22 protein-coding genes are annotated in these 21,482 nt (G+C 33.3%); 13 read left to right on the forward strand and 9 right to left on the reverse strand.

Annotated features, from left to right (window positions below):
* Window positions 1-10: 10 nt before the first annotated feature.
* From BLP44_RS07310 to BLP44_RS07355, 10 genes are all read left to right on the forward strand, one after another.
* Window positions 11-463 carry a hypothetical protein gene (locus BLP44_RS07310; RefSeq protein WP_091131059.1) on the forward strand — a complete coding sequence of 151 codons (453 nt, stop codon included), beginning with the start codon at window positions 11-13 and terminating at the stop codon, window positions 461-463.
* Between the two features lie 59 nt (window positions 464-522).
* Complete coding sequence (locus BLP44_RS07315; RefSeq protein WP_008462110.1) at window positions 523-888, forward strand: hypothetical protein; 366 nt, start codon at window positions 523-525, stop codon at window positions 886-888.
* 235 nt (window positions 889-1,123) lie between these two features.
* Window positions 1,124-1,447, forward strand: coding sequence for a hypothetical protein (locus BLP44_RS23135; protein WP_244511695.1), 324 nt, complete (start codon window positions 1,124-1,126; stop codon window positions 1,445-1,447).
* A gap of 265 nt (window positions 1,448-1,712) precedes the next feature.
* Window positions 1,713-2,180, forward strand: a complete 468-nt coding sequence (locus BLP44_RS07325; protein ID WP_091131064.1) for a DUF1572 domain-containing protein — start codon at window positions 1,713-1,715, stop codon at window positions 2,178-2,180.
* A 19-nt stretch (window positions 2,181-2,199) separates the two neighbouring features.
* Window positions 2,200-2,910, forward strand: coding sequence for a M949_RS01915 family surface polysaccharide biosynthesis protein (locus tag BLP44_RS07330; protein WP_091131068.1), 711 nt, complete (start codon window positions 2,200-2,202; stop codon window positions 2,908-2,910).
* Window positions 2,911-3,017: 107 nt separating this feature from the next.
* Window positions 3,018-4,205 (forward strand): hypothetical protein, encoded by a 1,188-nt coding sequence (locus BLP44_RS07335; protein WP_091131072.1) that lies wholly within the window; start codon window positions 3,018-3,020, stop codon window positions 4,203-4,205.
* 152 nt (window positions 4,206-4,357) lie between these two features.
* Entirely contained in the window at window positions 4,358-4,684 is a 327-nt protein-coding gene (locus BLP44_RS07340; protein WP_008462100.1) for an ArsR/SmtB family transcription factor, read from the forward strand.
* Complete coding sequence (locus BLP44_RS07345) at window positions 4,674-5,171, forward strand: SRPBCC family protein (protein WP_066032476.1); 498 nt, start codon at window positions 4,674-4,676, stop codon at window positions 5,169-5,171. The genes BLP44_RS07340 and BLP44_RS07345 overlap by 11 nt, the downstream gene beginning before the upstream one ends.
* Window positions 5,172-5,217: 46 nt before the next feature.
* Window positions 5,218-5,721 (forward strand): SRPBCC family protein, encoded by a 504-nt coding sequence (locus BLP44_RS07350; RefSeq protein ID WP_091131075.1) that lies wholly within the window; start codon window positions 5,218-5,220, stop codon window positions 5,719-5,721.
* A gap of 96 nt (window positions 5,722-5,817) precedes the next feature.
* Complete coding sequence (locus tag BLP44_RS07355) at window positions 5,818-6,687, forward strand: alpha/beta hydrolase (protein WP_091131078.1); 870 nt, start codon at window positions 5,818-5,820, stop codon at window positions 6,685-6,687.
* A gap of 55 nt (window positions 6,688-6,742) precedes the next feature.
* Here the strand turns inward: BLP44_RS07355 and BLP44_RS07360 are convergent, their stop codons facing one another.
* The 3 genes from BLP44_RS07360 to BLP44_RS07370 all read right to left on the reverse strand — a co-directional run bounded on the left by BLP44_RS07360 (window position 6,743) and on the right by BLP44_RS07370 (window position 9,774).
* Window positions 6,743-8,278 carry a YifB family Mg chelatase-like AAA ATPase gene (locus BLP44_RS07360; protein WP_091131082.1) on the reverse strand — a complete coding sequence of 512 codons (1,536 nt, stop codon included), beginning with the start codon at window positions 8,276-8,278 and terminating at the stop codon, window positions 6,743-6,745.
* Window positions 8,279-8,360: 82 nt separating this feature from the next.
* A complete protein-coding gene (locus BLP44_RS07365; RefSeq protein WP_091131085.1) occupies window positions 8,361-8,771 on the reverse strand; it encodes a hypothetical protein in 411 nt (136 codons plus the stop codon).
* Window positions 8,772-8,799: 28 nt separating this feature from the next.
* Window positions 8,800-9,774, reverse strand: a complete 975-nt coding sequence (locus BLP44_RS07370) for a Gfo/Idh/MocA family protein (protein ID WP_091131088.1) — start codon at window positions 9,772-9,774, stop codon at window positions 8,800-8,802.
* Between the two features lie 316 nt (window positions 9,775-10,090).
* Between BLP44_RS07370 and BLP44_RS07375 the strand changes: the two genes are divergently transcribed.
* Window positions 10,091-11,407 carry an ammonium transporter gene (locus BLP44_RS07375; protein ID WP_008462063.1) on the forward strand — a complete coding sequence of 439 codons (1,317 nt, stop codon included), beginning with the start codon at window positions 10,091-10,093 and terminating at the stop codon, window positions 11,405-11,407.
* Window positions 11,408-11,588: 181 nt separating this feature from the next.
* Here BLP44_RS07375 and BLP44_RS07380 read toward each other — a convergent pair whose 3' ends face one another.
* The 3 genes from BLP44_RS07380 to BLP44_RS07390 form a co-directional block, all read right to left on the reverse strand.
* Complete coding sequence (locus BLP44_RS07380) at window positions 11,589-13,670, reverse strand: protein-disulfide reductase DsbD family protein (protein ID WP_091131091.1); 2,082 nt, start codon at window positions 13,668-13,670, stop codon at window positions 11,589-11,591.
* Window positions 13,670-14,980 carry a tRNA lysidine(34) synthetase TilS gene (tilS, locus tag BLP44_RS07385; protein WP_091131095.1) on the reverse strand — a complete coding sequence of 437 codons (1,311 nt, stop codon included), beginning with the start codon at window positions 14,978-14,980 and terminating at the stop codon, window positions 13,670-13,672. Before tilS ends, BLP44_RS07380 begins: the two co-directional genes overlap by 1 nt.
* A 314-nt stretch (window positions 14,981-15,294) precedes the next feature.
* Window positions 15,295-16,581: an anthranilate synthase component I family protein gene (locus BLP44_RS07390; RefSeq protein ID WP_091131098.1), complete on the reverse strand. Its 1,287-nt coding sequence runs from the start codon at window positions 16,579-16,581 to the stop codon at window positions 15,295-15,297.
* Between the two features lie 298 nt (window positions 16,582-16,879).
* Between BLP44_RS07390 and BLP44_RS07395 the strand changes: the two genes are divergently transcribed.
* Complete coding sequence (locus tag BLP44_RS07395) at window positions 16,880-17,254, forward strand: DoxX family membrane protein (RefSeq protein WP_008462057.1); 375 nt, start codon at window positions 16,880-16,882, stop codon at window positions 17,252-17,254.
* Between the two features lie 58 nt (window positions 17,255-17,312).
* Here the strand turns inward: BLP44_RS07395 and BLP44_RS07400 are convergent, their stop codons facing one another.
* Together BLP44_RS07400 and lpdA are read right to left on the reverse strand one after the other, a co-directional pair.
* Window positions 17,313-17,855 carry a lipocalin family protein gene (locus BLP44_RS07400; RefSeq protein ID WP_091131101.1) on the reverse strand — a complete coding sequence of 181 codons (543 nt, stop codon included), beginning with the start codon at window positions 17,853-17,855 and terminating at the stop codon, window positions 17,313-17,315.
* A gap of 149 nt (window positions 17,856-18,004) precedes the next feature.
* Window positions 18,005-19,408: a dihydrolipoyl dehydrogenase gene (gene lpdA / locus BLP44_RS07405; RefSeq protein ID WP_091131106.1), complete on the reverse strand. Its 1,404-nt coding sequence runs from the start codon at window positions 19,406-19,408 to the stop codon at window positions 18,005-18,007.
* 298 nt (window positions 19,409-19,706) lie between these two features.
* On the opposite strand from lpdA, the gene BLP44_RS07410 reads away from it, so the two are divergent.
* Window positions 19,707-20,723 carry an SseB family protein gene (locus tag BLP44_RS07410; RefSeq protein WP_091131110.1) on the forward strand — a complete coding sequence of 339 codons (1,017 nt, stop codon included), beginning with the start codon at window positions 19,707-19,709 and terminating at the stop codon, window positions 20,721-20,723.
* A 233-nt stretch (window positions 20,724-20,956) separates the two neighbouring features.
* Here the strand turns inward: BLP44_RS07410 and BLP44_RS07415 are convergent, their stop codons facing one another.
* Complete coding sequence (locus BLP44_RS07415) at window positions 20,957-21,415, reverse strand: Lrp/AsnC family transcriptional regulator (protein WP_008462051.1); 459 nt, start codon at window positions 21,413-21,415, stop codon at window positions 20,957-20,959.
* Window positions 21,416-21,482 lie beyond the last annotated feature (67 nt).

Here is a 21,482-nt window from a genome sequence, read left to right on the forward strand (position 1 = left end):
CAAAAACCAAATGAAACCTACAATCCTACTATCAACATTATTACTATTATTTTCAACCAATTCGTTCAGCCAAACCCTAGCTGATTTAAAACTAAAACCAAAAGAAATTCCGAAAGGCGGTTATATGGTAAGCGACGGGAATGTTTGCATTACGCCACAAGCCTGTAGTTTTTATAATGATATTGAAACCTACAGCAATATTGTTGGAACTGTAAAAAGTAAAGCCATCCAGAGTTTTAAAAGCAAAGCCGATCGCGGTTCTATTATGTATTTTGAATTCGATCACGTTTTTAAAGGAGATCGTTTTCTGCAAGGTTTACTTTGGGGAAAAGCAGGCGAACCAACAGATGAACATCCAGAAGAATATGTTGTAAAAGGAAAATTTCTAATCATTTGGAGTTTGAAGGCTGATAGCCCGCTAAAGGAAAAATCGGAAACCAAAATAGAAACGCTTTTGCCGTAAAACCTAATCAGAGCTTCATTTTAAATGCTTAATTTTGCTCGATAAAAAATCAATACAAAATGAAACCGCAAGTACGAATCCTCATTTATTCAATTCTTTTCTTCTTATACCTTACTTCTACACAGCTCTTGCTTGAATTAAACGAAAAGTTTAAAGGAGATGCATTTGTAACTTTAGGTGCTGGTTTTGGTATTTTGAATCTTATTTATGCTTTTACAGCCTTAAAATGGAAACCTTTGCTTAACGTACTTTGCGCTGTCGGAATTGCAGCTTTGGCTATGTTTCTAGCTTTACAGTTTACCAATTTGCACCTACTTGTCAATTACGATCCTTATCAGGTTAAAACTGCCATTTTTGCTAATGCTGTTTTTTCAATTATCTTTTGGGAGATTGTATATCAGGTGAAGATCAGAAAATCTAAATAAATACATTTTCAATTGCCTCCAGCTTTAGCTGGAGGTAAATAAAAAGTCATAAAAGGGCTTTAGCCAAATCGTTTTTTTTGGCTAAAGCCTTTTTTATATCAATATTCTACTTCCAGCTAAAGCTGGAGGCAATTCATAAAATAATTTAAAAGGATGATATTCAACAATTCATAAAGCTATATATTTTCGTACGTAATTTTTTATATTAGCATTTTAAAATTTATCTAAGCCTAATATGAAAATTAGAACTCTACTCCTTTTATCTGTACTTGCCATTTCTTGTAAAAAAGAAACAAAAACAGAATTAGAAACTCCTAAAATTGTTTCAAAAGATTCTTTGGAAGTAACTGAAAAGAAAAAGCCAGAAACACAAAAAACAGATACAATTGTACTTTCCACAAAACATAAAACCAATAAAATTTTATGCGATCTTGACGGAGATAATCTAGATGAAACTGTAGAAATCTTTAGAAGCAAAAACAACCAAAAAAGCGGTTTCAAAATCACTTACGGAAACGGAAAAAGAACTGATTATTTAGGTTTTGGAAATGATATTTAAGACAAGGTTTTGACGAAATTGATTGGGCAGGAATATTTGAAAAAGCGCCTAAAAATGAGGTTTACTTTAACAATGTAAATGAAAATGGCGATATTATTGGCGAAGAACAAGTTGCAGAAGAAGACAAAATAAAACTGCCAAATGACGGAATCTTTATTCATGCCGAAGAAAGCTGCGGAGGCGGCGTTATCTATCTGAAAAATGGAAAATACGAATGGATTCAGCAGGAATAAATTCTTAATAGTAACTCCTAAATTTATGGAACATGAAAAGTACAACAGAAATTGCCAATCGTTTCAGAGAAGTTATTTTAAACGGAACTTGGATTGCAAACACCAATTTTAAAGATCAGCTAGAAAATCTGGATTGGAAAATTGCAGTTAGTCCGATTCAGGATTTAAATACGATTGCAGCTCTGGCTCAGCATGTTCATTATTACATTAATGGAATCAATCAGGTTTTTAAAGGCGGAACATTGGACATAAAAGATCAATTTAGTTTTGACTTTCCTCCCATTTGTTCGCAAGAACAATGGAACAATTTTCTAACTAAATTTTGGAATGATGCAGAAGAATTTGCTTTGCTAGTAGAACAAATGTCTGATGAAAAACTCGATGAAGGTTTTGTAGATGTTAAATACGGAACTTACAAAAGAAACATCGAAGCTATGATTGAACATAGTTATTATCATTTAGGACAAATTGTATTAATCAAAAAACAACTCACACATTAAAATTGCACATAAGCCCTTTATGAAAAAAATCACGATCTTATTACTGTTTATTGTTCTGTTTTCAAATTGCAAACCAGAGAAAAAAGATGACGTAAAAACTGCCGTTTCAAATGGAAAACCTTCAACTGAAGAACCTTTTGTCTTAACGGTTGAAAAAATCGATTCAACTCAATTTCCTGCTTCAATTAAATACGAAGGTTTTGTAAAAAATGCTGTTAGATGGAAAGATAAATTGGGCGATAATATTGTAATTACTACAGAAACTGGTTATCACATCAACAAAAAATTTACGCACGAAACAGAAGGCTCAGATGCTGAATTATTTGGGTATCATTTTATAGTTTCAGGCAATGAAGTGAAGCAAACTTGGAAAGTTTACGATTACATTTCAGATTGTCCAGTTGACATTGTTGCTTCATTTGTCAAAAACACTTTTCAAGTTACAGATTTAGACAAAAATGGAATTGCCGAAACTTGGCTCATGTATAAAACAGTTTGTCATGGCGATGTTAGTCCTTCTGACATGAAGATTATTATGTATGAAGGGAATACAAAATATGCCATGCGTGGCGAAAATAAAGTCGCAGTTGGCATTGACGATAACGGCAAAAAACAATTTGAAGGAGGCGAATATAAACTGGATGAAAACTTTAAGAAAGGAACGAAAGTTTTTAGAGAATTCGCTGAAAAATTATGGAACGATAATGTAATTGAAAACTGGGAAGACTAATTTTTTCCTTCTTATAAAATAGCTTATTCTGCTCCTCAAATAAATTAGAAAAAGGCATAGTTGTTGAAAGTTAAAAAAGATATATTTACACCTTCAAAAAACAAACTATGCAAAAAATTACTTTTCTCATTTCTATATTGTTTTTAGCTCTTTCTTCTTGTGGGGTAAAGACAACACAATCAATGCTTAGCGATGGAAATTATGATGGCGCAATTGATCGCGCTGTTGAAGCACTTCGCACCAAAAAAGATTCTAAAGGAAAACAAGATTATGTTTATTTATTGGAAGAAGCTTTTACAAAAGCCAAAGATCGTGATCTTCGAAATTTGGAAATGCTGAACAAAGAAAACAATCCTGCCAATACAGAACGCATTTATAATACTTATTTACAGCTAAATAATCGTCAGGAAAAAATTCGTCCATTATTGCCTCTGCCTTTATTGAAGCAGGGAAAAAATGCTTATTTCCCATTTGATAATTATTCGAATGAAATTGTAAACAGTAAAAATGCACTTTCGAAATATTTATATGAAAACGCTTCAATGCTTTTGAAATCAAATAACAAATTAGATTTTAGAAAAGCTTATGATGATTTTGCGTATTTGGAAAGCATTAATCCAAATTACAAAAACACCAAAAAACTGATGGATGATGCGCAGTTTAAAGGAACTGATTTTGTTGATGTTTATGCTAAAAACGAAACCAATATGGTCATTCCGAAAATGCTTCAGGATGATTTACTGGATTTTAAAACCTACGGATTAAATGATAAATGGACCGTTTATCATAGTGCTAGACAAAAAAATGTGAATTATGACTATAGTTTAATTTTGAGTTTTAGACAAATTGCGATTTCGCCAGAGCAGATTAAAGAGAAAGAATTTGTAAAGGAAAGACAAGTTAAAGATGGCGTAAAAACACTTTTAGATAGTCGCGGAAGACCTGTCAAAGACAGTTTGGGCAAAGAGATTAAAGTAGATAATTATAAAACGCTTCGTGCTACGGTTTACGAATTCAGACAATTTAAATCTTGTCTTGTAACAGCAAAAGTGGATTATGTAGATTTAAAAAGCAATCAGCTAGTACAAACTTTCCCCATAAGCAGCGAATATGTTTTTGAAAATATTTATTCTACTTACAAAGGAAACAGAGGTGCTTGTGATGATAATTATCTGGCATATTTTGACAAACGAGCCGTTGCATTCCCAAACAACGAACAAATGGTTTACGATACTGGTGAAGACTTGAAAGCCAAACTAAAAGATATCATTGTAAAAAATAAGTTCAGGAAATAATTATATAACTCCCACATAAAGAAAAGACGCATTTTTGATGCGTCTTTTTTTGTTTAGAATATTCTAATTAAAAAAAATCGTGTTTTTTTATTGCGCAACCAAAAAGTTGCGTATATTTGCAACTGATTAGTTGCGAATTTATATTTAGAAAAATGAAAAGAGATATTTTTCAAGCTATTGCCGATCCGACGAGAAGAGCAATATTAGTTTTGATTTCTTCGAGTGCATTAACCCCAAATGCAATTGCAGAACAGTTCCAAACTACAAGACAAGCGGTTTCTAAACACATTAAAATATTGAATGAATGTGATTTATTGGAAGAAAAGAAATTGGGCAGAGAAATTTACTATCAGCTCAAAATTGAAAAAATGAAAGAAGTTGATCAATGGCTAGAGCAATTTAAAGCAATTTGGGAACAGCGTTTTAGCCAATTGGATCAAGTATTACTAAACTTAAAATCTAAAGAAAATGAAGACTGATTTATTAATGATTTTTTCTGTAGACAAGGAAAATAAAAGAGTGAATGTAAAACGCGAATTCAACGCTCCGTTATCAAATGTTTGGTCTGCATGGACAGAACCTGAAATTCTGGATTTGTGGTGGGCTCCAGCTCCGCTAAAATCTGAGACAAAAAGCATGGAGTTTAAAGAAGGCGGACGAAGATTGTACGCAATGGTTGGTGCTGAAGGTGTGCAAGGCTGGAGTACTTTTGATTATACTTCGATTTCTCCTAAAACAAATTTTAAATACACTTCTACTTTTTGCGATGCTGACGGAAATCCAAATTCTGCTTTTGGAAGTTCTTTTTGGGATGTTTCATTCTCTGAGCAGGGAGATTCTACCATTGTTGATATTGTAATTACAAGAGACAGTTTTGAAGAACTTGAAAAAATAATCGAAATGGGATTCAAACAAGGATTTACATCAGCGATGGAAGGTTTGGATAAAATCTTAGCAGAAAAATAAAATTATTTCAACCGAATTATTATTAACGAATTAAAATCTAAAAAAAATGAAATCAAATCTTTTAATGAATTTTACTGTAGATAAAGAAAACAATACTGTAAACGTAAAACGAGAATTTAACGCTTCGCTGCCTCAAGTTTGGTCTGCTTGGACAGAACCTCAAATTTTGGATTTGTGGTGGGCGCCGACTCCGTGGAAATCTAAAACCAAAAGCATGGATTTTAAAGAAGGCGGACGCAGATTATATGCTATGCTGGGACCTGAAGGCGAAGAACATTGGGCCATTGCAGATTTTACTTCAATTAGTCCGAAAACTAATTTTAAATATCTAGATGCTTTTAGCGACAGCGAAGGCAATTTAAACAAGGAATTTCCACGCTCTGACTGGAATGTGACTTTCTCTGAAAAAGACGGATCTACCTTTGTAGATGTTGTCATCAAACATGAAAAACTATCTGACTTGGAAATGATCATTCAAATGGGATTCAAAGAAGGTTTTACCATTGCAATGGAAGGTCTAGATGCTATTTTTGCTGAAAAAGCAAAATAATTTTCAATTGTATATAAAAGGCCAAAACAAAAGAAGAATTTACTGATATTAAAGTTGTATTTTCGTTTTTATAAAAACATTTTTACTTTACTATCAATGAACAAATTTTTTGCTCTGGTCTTTTTACTTTTTTCTTCTACTTTCGCATTCAGCCAAAAGAATAAAGCCAAAAACATAGAAACTTCAAAGCCTTTTGTATTGGGAGTTATTGATGAAATTCAATCCAAAGAACTAAACGAAAAAAGAATTTTAAACATTTATCTTCCTGAAGGTTATAATCCAGCAGAAGACACAAAATATCCTGTCATTTACTTATTGGACGGTTCTGCCGATGAAGATTTTATTCATATTTCTGGGCTAGTTCAGTTTAATAGTTTTGAATGGATCAATCAGGTTCCAAAATCAATTGTAGTAGGAATTGCAACTGTTGACAGAAAAAGAGATTTCACTTTTCCAACTACAATTGAAAAAGACAAAACTCGTTTTCCAACCACAGGGCATTCTGATCAGTTTATTGCTTTTATTGAAAAAGAATTGCAACCATTTATTGAGAAAAAATACAAAACAAATGATTCCAAAACCATCATCGGCCAATCTCTTGGCGGATTATTAGGAACCGAAATCCTGCTTAAAAAGCCGACTCTTTTTAATAAATATGTTATTGTAAGTCCGAGTTTATGGTGGAACAATGGCTCTCTTCTAGATTTAGATTCTGAAATGCTAAAAGAAAATTTCAATCAGCAAATCGAAATCTATATTGCTGTTGGCAAAGAAGGACTAGCTCCAACAGCAATTCCGCATGTTATGGAAGTTGATGCCAATTTACTGGCAGAAAAACTAAAAGAATCTAAAAGCAAAAACGTGAAAACTTATTTTGATTATTTCCCAGAAGAAAACCACGGTTCGATTCTGCATACAGCTGTTTTTAATTCTTTTAAATTCTTTTACCCGAAAAGTAAAGAATAATATTTTTTACAATTATCAATTATCAATTGTCAATTGACAATTGATAATTGATAATTTATCCCAGCCATCCCTCTCGATCCAAACTTCTATATTGAATTGCTTCTGCAATGTGCGATGAAACAATATTTTCTGAATGATCTAAATCGGCTATAGTTCTGGAAACTTTCAAAATTCGATCATAAGCTCTGGCAGAAAGATTTAATCTTTCCATAGCTGTTTTAAGCAATTCTTTTGAAGGTTCGTCTAAAACACAAAATTCACGAATCAGCTTACTGCTCATTTGCGCGTTGTAATGAACATTTTCAACGGTTTCAAATCGTTTGGTTTGGATTTCTCGCGCTGCTGTAACTCGTTTACGAATTTCGACACTGCTTTCTGCTTTTCGCTCATCTGATAATTTCTCAAACGGGACTGGAGTAACTTCTATATGAATATCGATTCTATCTAATAACGGACCTGAAATTTTACTCATATAACGCTGCATTTCGTGTGGCGAAGAAGTATTCGGCATACTTGGATCGTTAAAAAAACCGCTAGGACTTGGATTCATACTTGCCACCAACATAAAAGATGATGGATAAGTAATCGTAAACTTAGCACGGGAAATTGTTACTTCACGATCTTCTAACGGCTGACGCATTACTTCTAAAACATCACGTTTAAATTCTGGCAATTCATCTAAAAATAAAACACCGTTATGCGCCATCGATATTTCGCCAGGCTGAGGATAACTTCCGCCGCCAACCAAAGCCACATTAGAAATAGTATGATGCGGACTCCTGAATGGTCTTTGATTCATTAATCCGACTTCTTTTAATTTTCCGGCAACGCTATGAATTTTAGTAGTTTCCAAAGCTTCGCGTAAAGTCATTGGAGGCAAAATACTCGGAACTCGTTTGGCCAGCATTGTTTTTCCTGCACCAGGCGGACCAATCAAAATAATGTTATGACCGCCAGCTGCTGCGATTTCCATACAGCGCTTAATACTTTCTTGTCCTCGGACGTCTGAAAAATCATGCTCTGGAAAATCTAGTGTTTTATAAAATTCTGCTCTTGTATCAATAACTGTCGGTTCTAGTGTTCCTTTGCCAGCAAAAAAATCAACAATTTCTTTTAAATTTTCAACTCCGTATACATCCAGACCCGCCACAATAGCTGCTTCTTTTACATTTTGAATAGGAAGAAAAAATCCTTTATAACCTTCTTCTTTGGCTTTGATTGCTATGGGCAATGCTCCGCGAATAGGCTGTAAACTTCCATCGAGAGAAAGTTCACCCATAATAATATATCGTTCAATTTCTGGAGCTTTTATCTGATCTGAACCAACCAGAATTGCCATAGCCAATGTCAAATCGTATGAAGAACCTTCTTTTCGAAGGTCGGCAGGCGCCATATTGACTGTAATTTTCTTTCCCGGAAAAGTAAATCCGTTATTTTTTAAAGCCGCGGCAATTCTAAAACTACTTTCTTTAATTGCATTATCTGGAAGCCCAACTAAATGATAACCAATTCCTTTGTCCATATGTACCTCAACTGTAATCGTTGTGGCCTCAACACCAAATACGGCGCTTCCGTAAACTTTTACTAACATAAATAAATTCTTATAAAAAGTAAAAGTATTTAATTAAATAGAAGTAAAAAATATTATTTGTAAATATTTTACTACTTTATATTTAAAATCTATTTATGTCATTTTCTTTGTCTAACCATTTCTGATCATCTAAGTCTTTTTCATATTCAGATGTTCCGGTAAAACCATATTTTTCAAGCTTTTTCAAATAGGGAGTATAATCAAAAAAAGGTTCGTTCCACCCTTCTGTTTCCCAAATACTATCAACTACTGACGCCAACCATCTTGGTGGTGGATTATATTTCTTAAAATAAGCAATTCTTTTTTCAGTTGTTTGACAATTTTCTTCAAACCAAATATAAAAACAGTCACAAAATTCATCACCACTTCCATATCTCCAAATAATACTGTAAGGATGTGAATCTGGTTTATAAATCCAATGTGGAGGCACTTCTCCATATTTCTCAATAAACTCATTTATTTTATTCGCTAGAAATTCTGTTTTTTCAATCATATAATTACACTATTACAACAATAGATACTTAAAATGGAAGTTTAACTTGAGTTTTAATCTCCTCTACTATTCTACTCAAATCCAAACAATTCTGATGCGACCAAAGTTTACTTTCAATTTCATTATTCAGAATACAATTTTGACATTCGATTATTTCATGAGAATATCCTTTTCCTAAAGCTGGAAAAGTAAAAGTAGCTTCTTTTTCTTCATTTATAAATAGAGAATAACCATCAGCAATAAACCACGGTGCATTTAATTCTATTCGCCCTTTTGTTCCCGAAATGATGGCTTTCATATCTGATTCTGAAACTATAGAAGCATGCAAAACCGATTGAGCTGTTTCGTATTGCAAAATCATAGAAGTCTGCAAATCGATATCGTTTTTATGCTTGATTGTCTTTGCTAAAATCTCTTTTGGTTTTCCTAATACTATATAAGACAGGAATAACGGATAAACGCCAATATCAAACAATGCACCTCCGCCCAGTTCTTTATCAAAAAGCCTTTTGTTTTCTGTTTCACTTCCGTGAAAGGCAAAATCGGCTTTTATATAATTTACGTCTCCTATTATTCCATTGCCAATTTTCTGAAGAAGATTTTGAATTGACGGAATAAATCTTGTCCAGAACGCTTCCATAAAGAATGCATTGTTTTTCTTTGACGCCTCTACCATTCTCTGCGCATCTTGATAAGACAAAGCCATTGGTTTTTCGCAAAGCACATGTTTACCTTTTTCTAATGCTTTTATAGATAATTCGGCATGCGAATTATGAGGAGTTGCGATGTAAACAATCTCAACTTCCAAATCTTCAAAAAGTAAATCATAAGAATTGTACATTCTTAAAGCATTAAATTTTCCTCCAAATTCTTCGGCTTTAGTAAAATCTCTAGATGCAACTGCCGTCAGTTCAGCATTTTCAATCAATAAAAGATCTGATGCAAACTGGCTTGCAATATTTCCCAATCCTACTATTCCCCATTTAATACTTCTATTTCCCATCCTTATATTATAATCATCAAATTTGTTAAAAAGATTAAAAAATATCCATTACAACATGCAACAGACGTTTTTTAAACAACAAATATCTATTATCCTACAAAAAATAGCAATCAATTACCCTAAAAATTATCAAAAATGACAGTAAGTGAAAAAAAAATGTTGCCAAATTGTAAATTTTAAGTTTGTTTTAAGAAATTCACGCAAAATCATAGGGGTTAAATTTTAAATTTAACAAAAATTAAATAACAAACCCTATTTTTTTAGGGGGTATTAAATCATTTTATACTTTTATAAAAAATTTTAAAACTAAATAACTATGCGAAAAATTATTTTAAGTGTGATTCTTATCACGATTTTAGTCCTAAGCTTTATTTCGAACTTTATCATTGCAGACAACCCAATTCCTGCAGAAGCTGTAAAGTTTGATACTGGAGATACTGCCTGGATGATCGTTGCAACTGCTTTTGTATTGCTAATGACACCTGGACTAGGATTTTTCTATGGAGGTATGGTAGGTAAGAAAAACGTAATTAGTACTATGCTTCAAAGTTTTATGGCTATGGTAATTGTTACTATACTTTGGACTGTTGTTGCTTTTGGATTGGCTTTTGGACCAACAATTGGAGGAATTATCGGAAACCCGTCTGAGAATTTGTTCTTTGCAGGAGTTGGAACTAATACAGCTTGGAGCCTTGCACCAACAATTCCATTTATATTATTCGCATTATTTCAGGCAAAATTCGCTATTATTACTCCTGCTTTAATCACAGGTGCTTTTGCAGAACGTATTCGTTTCTGGGCGTATTTGTTATTCATGGTTTTATTCATATTATTAATATATGCTCCACTAGCTCACATGACATGGCATCCTGATGGAGTTTTCTTCAAAATGGGAGTTCTTGACTTCGCTGGAGGAACTGTAGTTCACATGAGTGCTGGATGGGCTGCTTTGGCTGGAGCTATGTTCTTAGGAAAAAGAAAAGTTCAAAAAGTTAATCCTGCTAGAATTACTTATGTATTATTAGGAACTGGTCTGCTTTGGTTCGGATGGTTTGGTTTCAACGCTGGATCTGCTTTAGGAGCAAATGGCCTTGCTGCTCAAGCTTTAGGAACAACTACTGTTGCCGCTGCTGCTGCTGCAATGGCTTGGGTTTTCCTTGATAAAATATTAGGACATAAATTATCTGCTCTTGGCGCTTGTATCGGAGCGGTTGTAGGTCTTGTTGCCATTACACCTGCTGCTGGTTTCGTAAGTATCCCTCACGCAATCTTCATCGGTTTATTCTCTGCAATTGTAAGTAACATTGTAGTAAGCAAATTCCCTAAAGGAAAAATCGACGATGCTCTAGATGTATTTGCTTGTCACGGTGTTGGTGGTATGGTAGGTATGCTTCTAACTGGTGTTTTTGCATCAAAAGCAATCAACCCTGCTGTTGGAGATAATCAAGGTTTAATCTTCGGAACTCCTACATTATTCATCAACCAATTAACTGCTCTTGTTGTAGTTTCAATCTTTGCTTTTGTTGCTTCTTATGCTTTATTCTTCATCGTAAATAAAATCACTCCTCTAAGAGTTACAGAAGAAAAAGAAGAACTAGGATTAGACATCTCTCAACACGGAGAATTCTTATAAGAAATTAATTTTCACTTTCGCTTGATAAATAAAAAAGCACTCTAAATTTGACTTAGAGTGCTTTTTGCTTTTGAATTAAACGCCTTTTATATGTTAGATTATAGATTTTAGAATGTAGCTTTTAGATTTCTGAATCATCCTCTCTCTTCTATTCTCTTGCTTCTATTCTCTTTTCTCTTGATTACTTAAAATTCGAAATTCCTTCTTTCAGCCATTGCAAATATTCTTCTGTACTCACATAACTGATTGTTGGCTTTGTGCTGTTTAAATTATTTCCTTCTAAATCCGTAATAACATACAAAGGCTGTGTATTGGTTTTATATTTGGAAATCATAAAATCGGTCCATTTATCTCCAACTGTAATGATTTTATCTCCTGCTTCAGTTGTAAACTGTTCTTCCTTTGGCAATTCACGCTTATCATCAACATAAAGTGAAATCAAAACCACATCGTTTTTAAGAATTGGTAAAACGGAAGGATCTGACCAAACATTATTTTCCATTTTTCTGCAATTCACACAAGCATAACCTGTAAAGTCAAGCATAATTGGCTTATTGATTTCTTTAGCATAAGCTAAACCTTCTTCGTAATCATGGAAAACCATAATTCCGTGAGGTCCTAATTCAGCACCTTCTGGCATACCTTTAATAGAGCCTGCCGAAACCGCTCCGTTTCCTGAACCTCCTACTCCAAACGGACTTTCGCTATACTGCGGCGGCGGCGGGAATGCACTGATTAATTTTAAAGGCGCTCCCCAAAGTCCAGGAATCATATAAATTGTAAAACTTAAAACAATTAATCCTAATGATAATCTTCCGACTGAAATATGATGAGTTGGGCTATCGTGCGGCAATGTAATTTTTCCGAATAAATAGAATGCAAGAGTTCCAAAAATAGCAATCCAAATCGCTAAGAAAACTTCTCTTTCCAAGAAATGCAATTGTAAAACCAAATCGGCATTTGACAAGAATTTGAATGCTAATGCCAATTCTAAAAATCCTAAAACAACTTTTACAGTGTTTAGCCATCCACCAGATTTTGGTAACGAATTCAACCACCCCGGAAACAATGCAAATAACATAAATGGCAAAGCTAATGCAGAAGAGAATCCTAACATTCCAACAATTGGCGCGATCCCTCCATTTGAAGCTGCTTCAACCAACAATGTCCCTACAATTGGTCCTGTGCACGAAAACGACACGATTGCCAAAGCCAAAGCCATAAATAATATCCCAACCAAACCACCTTTATCTGCTTGCTGATCAGCTTTGTTTGCCCATGAATTTGGAAGCATAATTTCGAATGCTCCTAAAAATGAAACAGCAAAAATGATTAAAATCACGAAGAAAATAAGATTGAACCAAACATCTGTCGATAACGCATTTAATGCATCTGCACCAAATATTTTGGTTACAATCAATCCTAAAATCACATAAATAGCAATGATTGATAATCCGTAAAAAATAGCATTTCTAATTCCTTTTGCTCTGCTTTTACTTTGTTTTGTAAAAAAGCTCACTGTCATTGGAATCATTGGGAAAACACATGGCGTAAATAAAGCTGCAAAACCACCTAAAAATGCAAGAAAAAAGATCGACCATAAACTTCTAGAAGGAGCTGGCGCAGGAATTTCTGCTGCTGCCGTTTCTGCTGTTTTCTCTATTTTTGGCTGTACTGCCTCTTCTTTTTTAACGGTATCAACCGCCAAACCAACTACTTTTGTTTCGTCCAATTTAGCCTCTGAAACAACTGGAACTTCGTCCATTTTAAATGATGAAGGAACAGCGATAGAGAATTTCTTGCTTGAATTGATACAAACTTCTTTACAAACCTGAAAATCAAAATCTACATCAACCGTTTTTAAATTTGGGTTAATGATTTTTATCTCTTGTTCAATATGTGCTTTGCCTTCAAAAAAAGTTTCATCTACGCCAAAAACATCGTTAAAAGCTGTTCTTGTTTTGCCTTCTTTAGCTTTTCCAATTAACTCGTAATTTCCTTTTTGGTTTTTAAACGAAATTTCCAAAGCAAGCGGTCCGCCGTCTGGAGTAAACTGAGAATACATATGCCAGTCTTTTTCGATCGTTCCATCAAAAATTAGAATAACCTTATCTCCTTTTTTCTCTATTTTAGAAGTCCATTTTACTGGTTCTAATATTTGAGCATTACTTGCTAATGCAAAAAAGAAAAAGAGTAAAAAAACGTTTATTTTATTCCAGATACTTTTTGAAATTATGGACTGATGGGCTTGTGTAAAGTTCATTATAGTAATTCTATTTTAAGTATTTTATTTGTGGCTTTTTCTATTTTAAAACGTTCGTCTTGTCTCATTCCGACTACCCAGACGATTTGATCATCTGAGCATAAAATCCAAATTTTTTCCTTTTCAATCAAAGAAAGTTTTTCATCTTTAAAAAGCTTGCTTACCTTTTTTGACTTTCCTTGCATTCCAAATGGCTGAAAAACGTCGCCTTCTCTCCATTTACGCAAAATCAAAGGATAACGGATTTTATCAGAGTCGACAAATATAACTTTATTTGAACCGAATGTTGTGTGACCTACGTTACAAAGACTCATTTTTAAGGGAAAATTAACTTCTGTAGCGTTTTCATTAATTTCATATTCGTCCTTTTCTGATGTTTCAAAAAACGGACTTAAAATAAGTGTTTCTCTATTTTTCAACAATCTAAACTCCTCAGAGAGAACTTGTTTACCAGATTGCCCTTCAACCAAATCGTAAATATCATTCCAAGCAGAAAAACCAAATTCTTTCAGCCATTGATACAAATACGATTTATAATTTGGAAGTTTTTTTAACTGATTTAAATCGAAATGAATATCATCTCCTTCTTCTTTTGCTACTTGTTGATAAACAATAATCGATGCATCTTCAACCATTTCTTTTGATTCTTGAAGAAAAGATTGCGTCTTCTGAAAAGCATCCAAAAAATTCGGATTGATTTCTTTTAAAACTGGAACCAAATTATGGCGAATCTTATTTCTGAGATATTTTGTTGAAGCATTACTGCTGTCTTCTCTCCATTCTATCTTATTTTCTTCTGCATATTTCAAGATTTCTTCTCTTGAAAAAGGAAGCAACGGACGAATTATTCTATGATTTTGTTCGGGAATTCCAGTCAAACCTTCCAAACCAGTTCCGCGAGTTAAGTTAATGATAAAAGTTTCCAGATTATCATCGGCATGATGAGCAGTTAAAATGTAATCAAAGTTTTTTTCTTCTAAAAGTTCATAAAACCAACTATAACGCAATTCTCTCGCTGCAACTTGCGTAGATAGCTTATAATCTTTAGCAAAAGCTTCGGTATCAAAATGAGTGGTGAAAATTGGAATATTATTTTGATTGCAGTAATCCTGAATAAATTCCTGATCTCCAAAACTTTCAAGTCCGCGAAGCTGGAAATTGCAATGCAAAACGGCAATTTCATAAGGCAGTTGATTCATCAAATGCAGCAAAACCATACTGTCTAGTCCGCCACTTACAGCCAGAAAAAGCTTCTTTTCGGCTAAAAAAGGAAATCTTGAAACGATATGATTTTGAAATTTTGAAAACATCTGATAAAAGTAAAAAATTAAATTCGAACTATTTTTAAACGAAATGTTAAGCGCTGTTTTTTTCTGCCGCGACTCGAGTGATAGCAAGCAGACGAAGCAATTCACGAATTATTTTTTTATGCCGATGGCGCATGTTTTCTTTTGCCACAAATTACACAAATTTCCACAAATTATTTTCTTCAACTAATAGCCACAGATTAAAGGATTAAAAAAAATCTGTGCAAATCTTTTTATCCAGATAGCTATCGGGAATGGCAAAAAAATATGCATCACGATTATGAAAAATAATTCGTGAATTAGTGGCGGAAAAAAAATTACTGCAAAACTTCGTGCATTGCTTTTGCCTTCAGCAAACATTCTTCATATTCTTTTTCTGGAATTGAAAGCGATGTGATAGCACTTCCTACGGAAAAAGAAACATATTTATTTTCCTGATTGTATAAAATACTTCTGATCACGACATTAAAATCAAAATCACCTTCTGGCGTAAAATAACCAACTGCACCACTGTACAATCCTCTTTTAGTTTCTTCTAGATTCTCAACAATTTCCATTACCGAAATCTTTGGCGCACCAGTCATGCTTCCCATTGGAAAAGTTGTTTTCAAAACATCTACTGCAGAAAATTTAGAATCTAATTTTGAAGTCACCGTAGAAATCATTTGGTGCACTTGTAGAAACGAATAAATTCCGCAAAGTTCTTCAACCTCAACCGAACCTTTTTGCGAGGTATGTGACAAATCATTTCGAACCAAATCGGTTATCATGATATTTTCAGCACGTTCTTTGGTATCAGAGGCTAAGATATTTTTTGATTTTTCATCTTCAATTGGATCTGAAAAACGCTTAGAAGTTCCTTTGATTGGCTGTGAAATAATCTTATCACCTACTTTTTTTAAATATCGTTCTGGCGAAGCCGAAAGCAGATATTGTTTGTAATTTTTAAAGAAAACAGAAAAAGGCGCTTGTGATATTTCGTTCAGTTTTTGAAACTTTTCTAACGGATTTATTATCGCATTTTCCGCATAAAATTCCATACAGAAATTCGCTTCGTACATATCACCAATATGAATATGTTCGAGCATTTTATTTACTTTCTGAATGTATAAATCTTTAGAAATGCGTTGCTTAATTTCTAAAGATTCCAAACTTTGGAATTTGGAATTTGGGCTTTGGATTATTTCACCAAAATCTTCTTCAAGTTCATCATCGCACAGCAATAAATATTGAATTTCAAGTTCATATCCTTTTAGTATAAAAACCTTTTTAGGCTGAAAGAAAAACAAATCAGGAAAGTTCAAGCCATCAAAATTATTGGACTGGAGGTTTTCAATATCATTCTTCAAATCATAAGAAAGATATCCAAAAAGCCAGTCTTTTGTGTTTTGCTGATATTGTTTTAAATCTTCAAAAGCGTTGTAATAATCAGTTTTTAAAGACGTAAAAGCGTCAACTGCCAACATGCAGTCAAAACTAGAATATTGCTGCGGATAAGAATTACTGTCTAAAAAAACAACTTCGCGAAATTGTTGCGCCCAACTTAAAAGCTGCTCCTTAAACAGTTTTGGATTGGCAATATTTTTACGGATGGAAACTCTCAAAAATGGTAATTTTAAAGGTCAAAATTACGACAAAATTATTTCATTAGAGGAAAACAAAAAAATAATCAAATGTTTTGAATTACATTACAAAACTGTTAAAAAGACATTCATTTTATAAGAAAAAATTCGTTATATTTGATATACAATTAGATTAATCCCAAAAGAGCATTAATTTAATTATAATATCCTTAAAAAAGAACCTCAAAAAAAACAATTTGCGATTCTAATTTAAGCTTATAGATTGTTTCTTTTCCAATAACTTAATTATGTTTTTTAACCTTAAAAAATCCTAAGTATTATGAAAATTGCCACAATTATTGTCCGCGTTTTAATTGGCCTTTTGCTACTGTTTGCCTCTATCAGTTATTTTTTCCATCTCATGCCCGAACCAGAAACTACGGGAAACTTTAAGGCTTTTAACGTAGGTTTAATGGCTTCCACGTATTTAATGCCAATGGCAAAATCTATCGAGTTATTGTGTGGAATTGCATTTGTGACTGGGCGTTACGTAACTCTAGCAAACATCTTGATCTTACCCATTACGGTAAATATTTTGTTTATCAATTATTTCCTCACTCCAGATGGTCTGCCTATCGCAGTTCTTCTTTTTCTAGGAAACCTTTTCTTGATTTACAGATACTGGGATAATTACAAAAGTGTTTTTACTGCATAAGTATTTTTCAAATCGAAATAAAAAAGTCCGTCAGCATTATACTGGCGGACTTTTATTTTTAATTTGCCTTATCGTGTTTTACCCACACCAAATCGGTAACATTATACCCAATTTCCTGAGCTTTGATAAGAAAATCTGCTTTTATACTTTCTGGAATTGTTTTTTCTCTAGAAAGTATCCACATATATTTTAAACTTTCTCCAGCTACAAGTGCGTACTTATAATCAGGGTCGATTGCTACGACATTGTAACCAGAATAAAAAGGACCAAAAAATGAGACTTTCAGCATACCAATATTGTCTTTTTTGACAAATCTAGCTTTCCCGACACTTTGTTCCCACTTGTCTTTTTTGACATTATAGCCCTTATTATCGACTTTTATTGTTTTATCTTCATTTAAAGAATACTCGGCAGTCACATTGTCCAGATCTCTTTCCCATTTATAATCCAATCTAGCAATTTCGTACAACTTACCGAGATATTTTGCACTGTCAAAGTTTGTTACAGCTTTTGCGTTTTTTGGAATTCCGCCTCCGCAAGAATATAATGCGAATCCGATTCCTGCTCCAATCAAAATTGGAATTATATATCTGTTTTTCATAACACTATCTTTTTAGTTATCATAAAGATAGCACCTAAAATATACATCTAATTTACAAAATTATTTTTGATTATTATATTATATGGAGCACAAAAAAAACCGTCTCATTTTTTAACGAGACGGTTTGTAAATATGATTTAACGTAAAAATTATACGTGTAAAGCTCTATTTTCAGTAGCTGCCAATGCGGCTTCTTTTACCGCTTCCGCGAAAGTTGGGTGCGCATGGCTCATTCTTGAAATATCTTCAGCAGATGCTTTGAATTCCATTGCAGTCACCGCTTCAGCAATTAAATCTGCTGTACGGGCACCAATCATGTGAACTCCTAAAACCTCATCTGTTTTCTCATCAGCTAAGATTTTTACAAATCCATCTAAGTCAGCACTTGCTCTTGCACGTCCTAAAGCTTTGAATGGGAAACTTCCAGATTTGTATTTTACTCCAGCTGCTTTCAATTGCTCCTCAGTTTGTCCAACTGCAGCAACCTCTGGCCAAGTGTAAACTACACCAGGAATTAAATTATAATCAATATGCGGTTTTTGACCTGCTAAGATTTCAGCAACCATAACTCCTTCTTCCTCTGCTTTGTGCGCTAACATTGCCCCACGAACAACGTCACCAATTGCATAGATATTTGGAACATTAGTTTGCAAATGATCGTTTACTTCAACTTGTCCCCTCTCTGAAATTTTAACTCCAGCTTTGTCAGCGTTTAATCCGTCTGTGTACGGACGACGACCAACTGAAACTAACGAGTAGTCTCCTTCAAGAGTGATTGTTTCTCCTTTTGCATTTTCAGCCTGAACTACAACAGCATCGCCATTTCTTTCAACTGATTTTACTTTGTGAGAAACGTAGAATTTCATTCCTTGTTTTTTCAACACTTTTGTCAATTCTTTAGAAAGAGCTCCATCCATTCCAGGAATGATTCTGTCCATGAATTCCACTACAGAAACCTGAGCTCCTAAACGAAGGTAAACTTGTCCAAGCTCAATTCCGATAACTCCACCACCGATGATAACTAAGTGTTTTGGAACTTCTTTTAAAGCCAAAGCTTCAGTAGAAGTAATGATTCTTTCTTTATCAATTTTAATGAATGGCAGAGAAGATGGTTTTGATCCTGTAGCGATTACAGTATATTTTGCTTCGATAGTTTCAGATGTTCCGTCAGCTTTTGCAATAGCAATGTGAGTTGCATCTACGAAAGAACCTAAACCATTGAAAACAGTAATTTTATTTTTATCCATTAGGTAGTTGATTCCACCCACAGTTTGATCTACAACAGCTTGCTTGCGCGCGATCATTTTCTCTAAATTGATTTTTACATCACCAGAAACTTCGATTCCGTGATCTGCAAAATGAGCAATTTCTGAATAATGATGAGAAGAAGATAATAATGCTTTTGAAGGAATACAACCTACGTTAAGGCAAGTTCCGCCTAATGAATTATATTTTTCTACAATTGCAGTTTTGAAACCTAATTGTGCGCAACGAATTGCTGATACATATCCTCCAGGACCTGAACCTATAATGACTACGTCAAATGAACTCATAGTATTTGTTTTTATTTTAGCGGTTACAAAATTAAGCAATAAAGTTCTGTTTGAGGTTTAATTTTCAATGTTTTTTGTGTGAAATTTTGGAGGAAGGTTTTCTGCCACGAAGGCTCGAAGATGCAAAGTTTTTTCTTTACACTTAATTTTGCTTCTAAATAATATAAACCTAAAAAGTAGTATGATTTACATATAAAACTATTCATTAAAAAAAATTAACGATTCTTTTCCCATTTAAGAAAAACAGTTAAATTAGTCTTACTTTAGAAACAATTTAAGACGATCTAAAAGACAATCAATGGGATTATTTGACATATTCAAGAAAAAGAAAACAGAACTTCAAGAAAATGAACTTGAAAAATTTTTGAGGCAAGCTACGTCCAATTTTTCTGCTCAAAAAGAATTTTATCAGAAATTATTAGAAAATCAATTATTTATAGTTACTAGTAAAAATTCCATTTCTGAAATTGGAAGGAAAACTGAAAAAGAGAATACAACTGTTCAGTGTTTTACTTTTGAAAGCGGTCAAATTCCAATCTTTACATCAGTAAATAGAATATTTGAAAAAGGAATAATGGAAAAAAATGTTCCATATCTTAGTTTAAAAGGACAAGATTTGTTTGAAGTTTTGAATGGAGCAACATTCGTACTAAATCCATTTTCAGATTTTGTAAAAGAATTAATTCCACAAGAAATTGAAAATCTATTAAATGGAACAATCTATAATAGAATTGACAAGCAGGAATTTGAAAATAAAAAAATTCAAGAATTTAATGAAATTTTTGAGCAAGCTGGAAAAAAGCAAGAAGGCCTAGTTATATTAGACGGATATAGAAGAAAAGAATTAAATAAATTTGAAAAACTAAAGCTTGAAGAGTCCATACAAGACTTCCAAAAATGTCTTGATATTGTTCCTGAACATTGGCAAAGTATGGTATTGATGTCTAAAGCTTTTCAAAGATTAGAAAGACACCACGAAGCACTTGAACAATTGGAATTGGCATTTAAACTTGAATTAGAAAATCATATAATTCCTATGGAAGCTTCACTAGAAGCTATGCATTTAAAAGACATTGATAAAGCTATCTTTTATTCTGAAGAATCTCTAAAAAGAAAACCAAATGATTATGCATTATTAGGTAATCATGCAATGAACTTACTTGTTGCCCGAAAAGACAATGAAGCAAAAGAAACGATTGATAAAGCAATAAAACTACAGCCAAATGATTCTATAAATAAAAATATTGAATCTATTATAAAAGATGTTATAGCTGAAAAAAGGCAAAGACCTACTTTTGAAGATGCTGTAAAATAAAAAAATGATTTTAAAAACCATATTTCGCATTCAAACGTTGCTCTGCTTCTTCCTAACAACTTGCCTTTATTTCTCCAGACAAATATTTTCTCTTTCTTCGGTAACTAAATTGTAATGTGAATCTGAACGATTGACTCTTTTTCATCGTGCTTGATAACGTAATGTTAGACGCACTGCAACGCTTCTCTACAGAAAAACCTTTCCCCCTTTGCCTCTCTGAACCTTTGAACCTGCTAAAAAGAAATCACCGTAGAATTCTTCACTTCGCTAATCATAAACATACTCTGCGTACTTCCTATATGCTGTAATGAAGTAAGTTTGGTTACTAAAAACTCTCGATACGCTTCCATATCTTTTACCAGAACTTTTAGGATATAATCGTAATCGCCGCTTACGTGATGGCATTCTAGAACTTCATTGAGTTTAATGACTTCGCTTTCAAATTTGGTTAGAAATTCTTTTGTATGTTGAATGAGTTTTAAATGGCAAAAAACCACAAATCCTTTTTCAATTTTGGATTTATCGACTAAAGCCACATAGTTTTTTATTATGCCTTCGCGTTCTAACTTTTTAATTCGTTCATATACCGCTGTAACCGAAAGATCAAGTTTTAATGATAATTCTTTGGTTGTTTTTTTACTATCGGTTTGAAGTAAAACCAGAAGTTTCTTATCTATAGCGTCTAAAGTCATTTTAGTTGATGGTTTTTGGTTGATGGTTAATAGTTTCTTTGCATTCGAAAGAAAATCTATATTACAT

Origin of the sequence: Flavobacterium anhuiense (assembly GCF_900101855.1) — a bacterium.
Taxonomy (GTDB): Bacteria; Bacteroidota; Bacteroidia; order Flavobacteriales; family Flavobacteriaceae; genus Flavobacterium; species Flavobacterium anhuiense.

Coding starts and splice junctions, on each gene's coding strand:
- BLP44_RS07310 (WP_091131059.1), top strand. CDS start 11: ATGAAACCTACAATCCTACTATCAACATTATTACTATTATTTTCAACC.
- BLP44_RS07315 (WP_008462110.1), top strand. CDS start 523: ATGAAACCGCAAGTACGAATCCTCATTTATTCAATTCTTTTCTTCTTA.
- BLP44_RS23135 (WP_244511695.1), top strand. CDS start 1,124: ATGAAAATTAGAACTCTACTCCTTTTATCTGTACTTGCCATTTCTTGT.
- BLP44_RS07325 (WP_091131064.1), top strand. CDS start 1,713: ATGAAAAGTACAACAGAAATTGCCAATCGTTTCAGAGAAGTTATTTTA.
- BLP44_RS07330 (WP_091131068.1), top strand. CDS start 2,200: ATGAAAAAAATCACGATCTTATTACTGTTTATTGTTCTGTTTTCAAAT.
- BLP44_RS07335 (WP_091131072.1), top strand. CDS start 3,018: ATGCAAAAAATTACTTTTCTCATTTCTATATTGTTTTTAGCTCTTTCT.
- BLP44_RS07340 (WP_008462100.1), top strand. CDS start 4,358: ATGAAAAGAGATATTTTTCAAGCTATTGCCGATCCGACGAGAAGAGCA.
- BLP44_RS07345 (WP_066032476.1), top strand. CDS start 4,674: ATGAAGACTGATTTATTAATGATTTTTTCTGTAGACAAGGAAAATAAA.
- BLP44_RS07350 (WP_091131075.1), top strand. CDS start 5,218: ATGAAATCAAATCTTTTAATGAATTTTACTGTAGATAAAGAAAACAAT.
- BLP44_RS07355 (WP_091131078.1), top strand. CDS start 5,818: ATGAACAAATTTTTTGCTCTGGTCTTTTTACTTTTTTCTTCTACTTTC.
- BLP44_RS07360 (WP_091131082.1), bottom strand. CDS start 8,278: ATGTTAGTAAAAGTTTACGGAAGCGCCGTATTTGGTGTTGAGGCCACA.
- BLP44_RS07365 (WP_091131085.1), bottom strand. CDS start 8,771: ATGATTGAAAAAACAGAATTTCTAGCGAATAAAATAAATGAGTTTATT.
- BLP44_RS07370 (WP_091131088.1), bottom strand. CDS start 9,774: ATGGGAAATAGAAGTATTAAATGGGGAATAGTAGGATTGGGAAATATT.
- BLP44_RS07375 (WP_008462063.1), top strand. CDS start 10,091: ATGCGAAAAATTATTTTAAGTGTGATTCTTATCACGATTTTAGTCCTA.
- BLP44_RS07380 (WP_091131091.1), bottom strand. CDS start 13,670: ATGAACTTTACACAAGCCCATCAGTCCATAATTTCAAAAAGTATCTGG.
- tilS (WP_091131095.1), bottom strand. CDS start 14,980: ATGTTTTCAAAATTTCAAAATCATATCGTTTCAAGATTTCCTTTTTTA.
- BLP44_RS07395 (WP_008462057.1), top strand. CDS start 16,880: ATGAAAATTGCCACAATTATTGTCCGCGTTTTAATTGGCCTTTTGCTA.
- BLP44_RS07400 (WP_091131101.1), bottom strand. CDS start 17,855: ATGAAAAACAGATATATAATTCCAATTTTGATTGGAGCAGGAATCGGA.
- lpdA (WP_091131106.1), bottom strand. CDS start 19,408: ATGAGTTCATTTGACGTAGTCATTATAGGTTCAGGTCCTGGAGGATAT.
- BLP44_RS07410 (WP_091131110.1), top strand. CDS start 19,707: ATGGGATTATTTGACATATTCAAGAAAAAGAAAACAGAACTTCAAGAA.
- BLP44_RS07415 (WP_008462051.1), bottom strand. CDS start 21,415: ATGACTTTAGACGCTATAGATAAGAAACTTCTGGTTTTACTTCAAACC.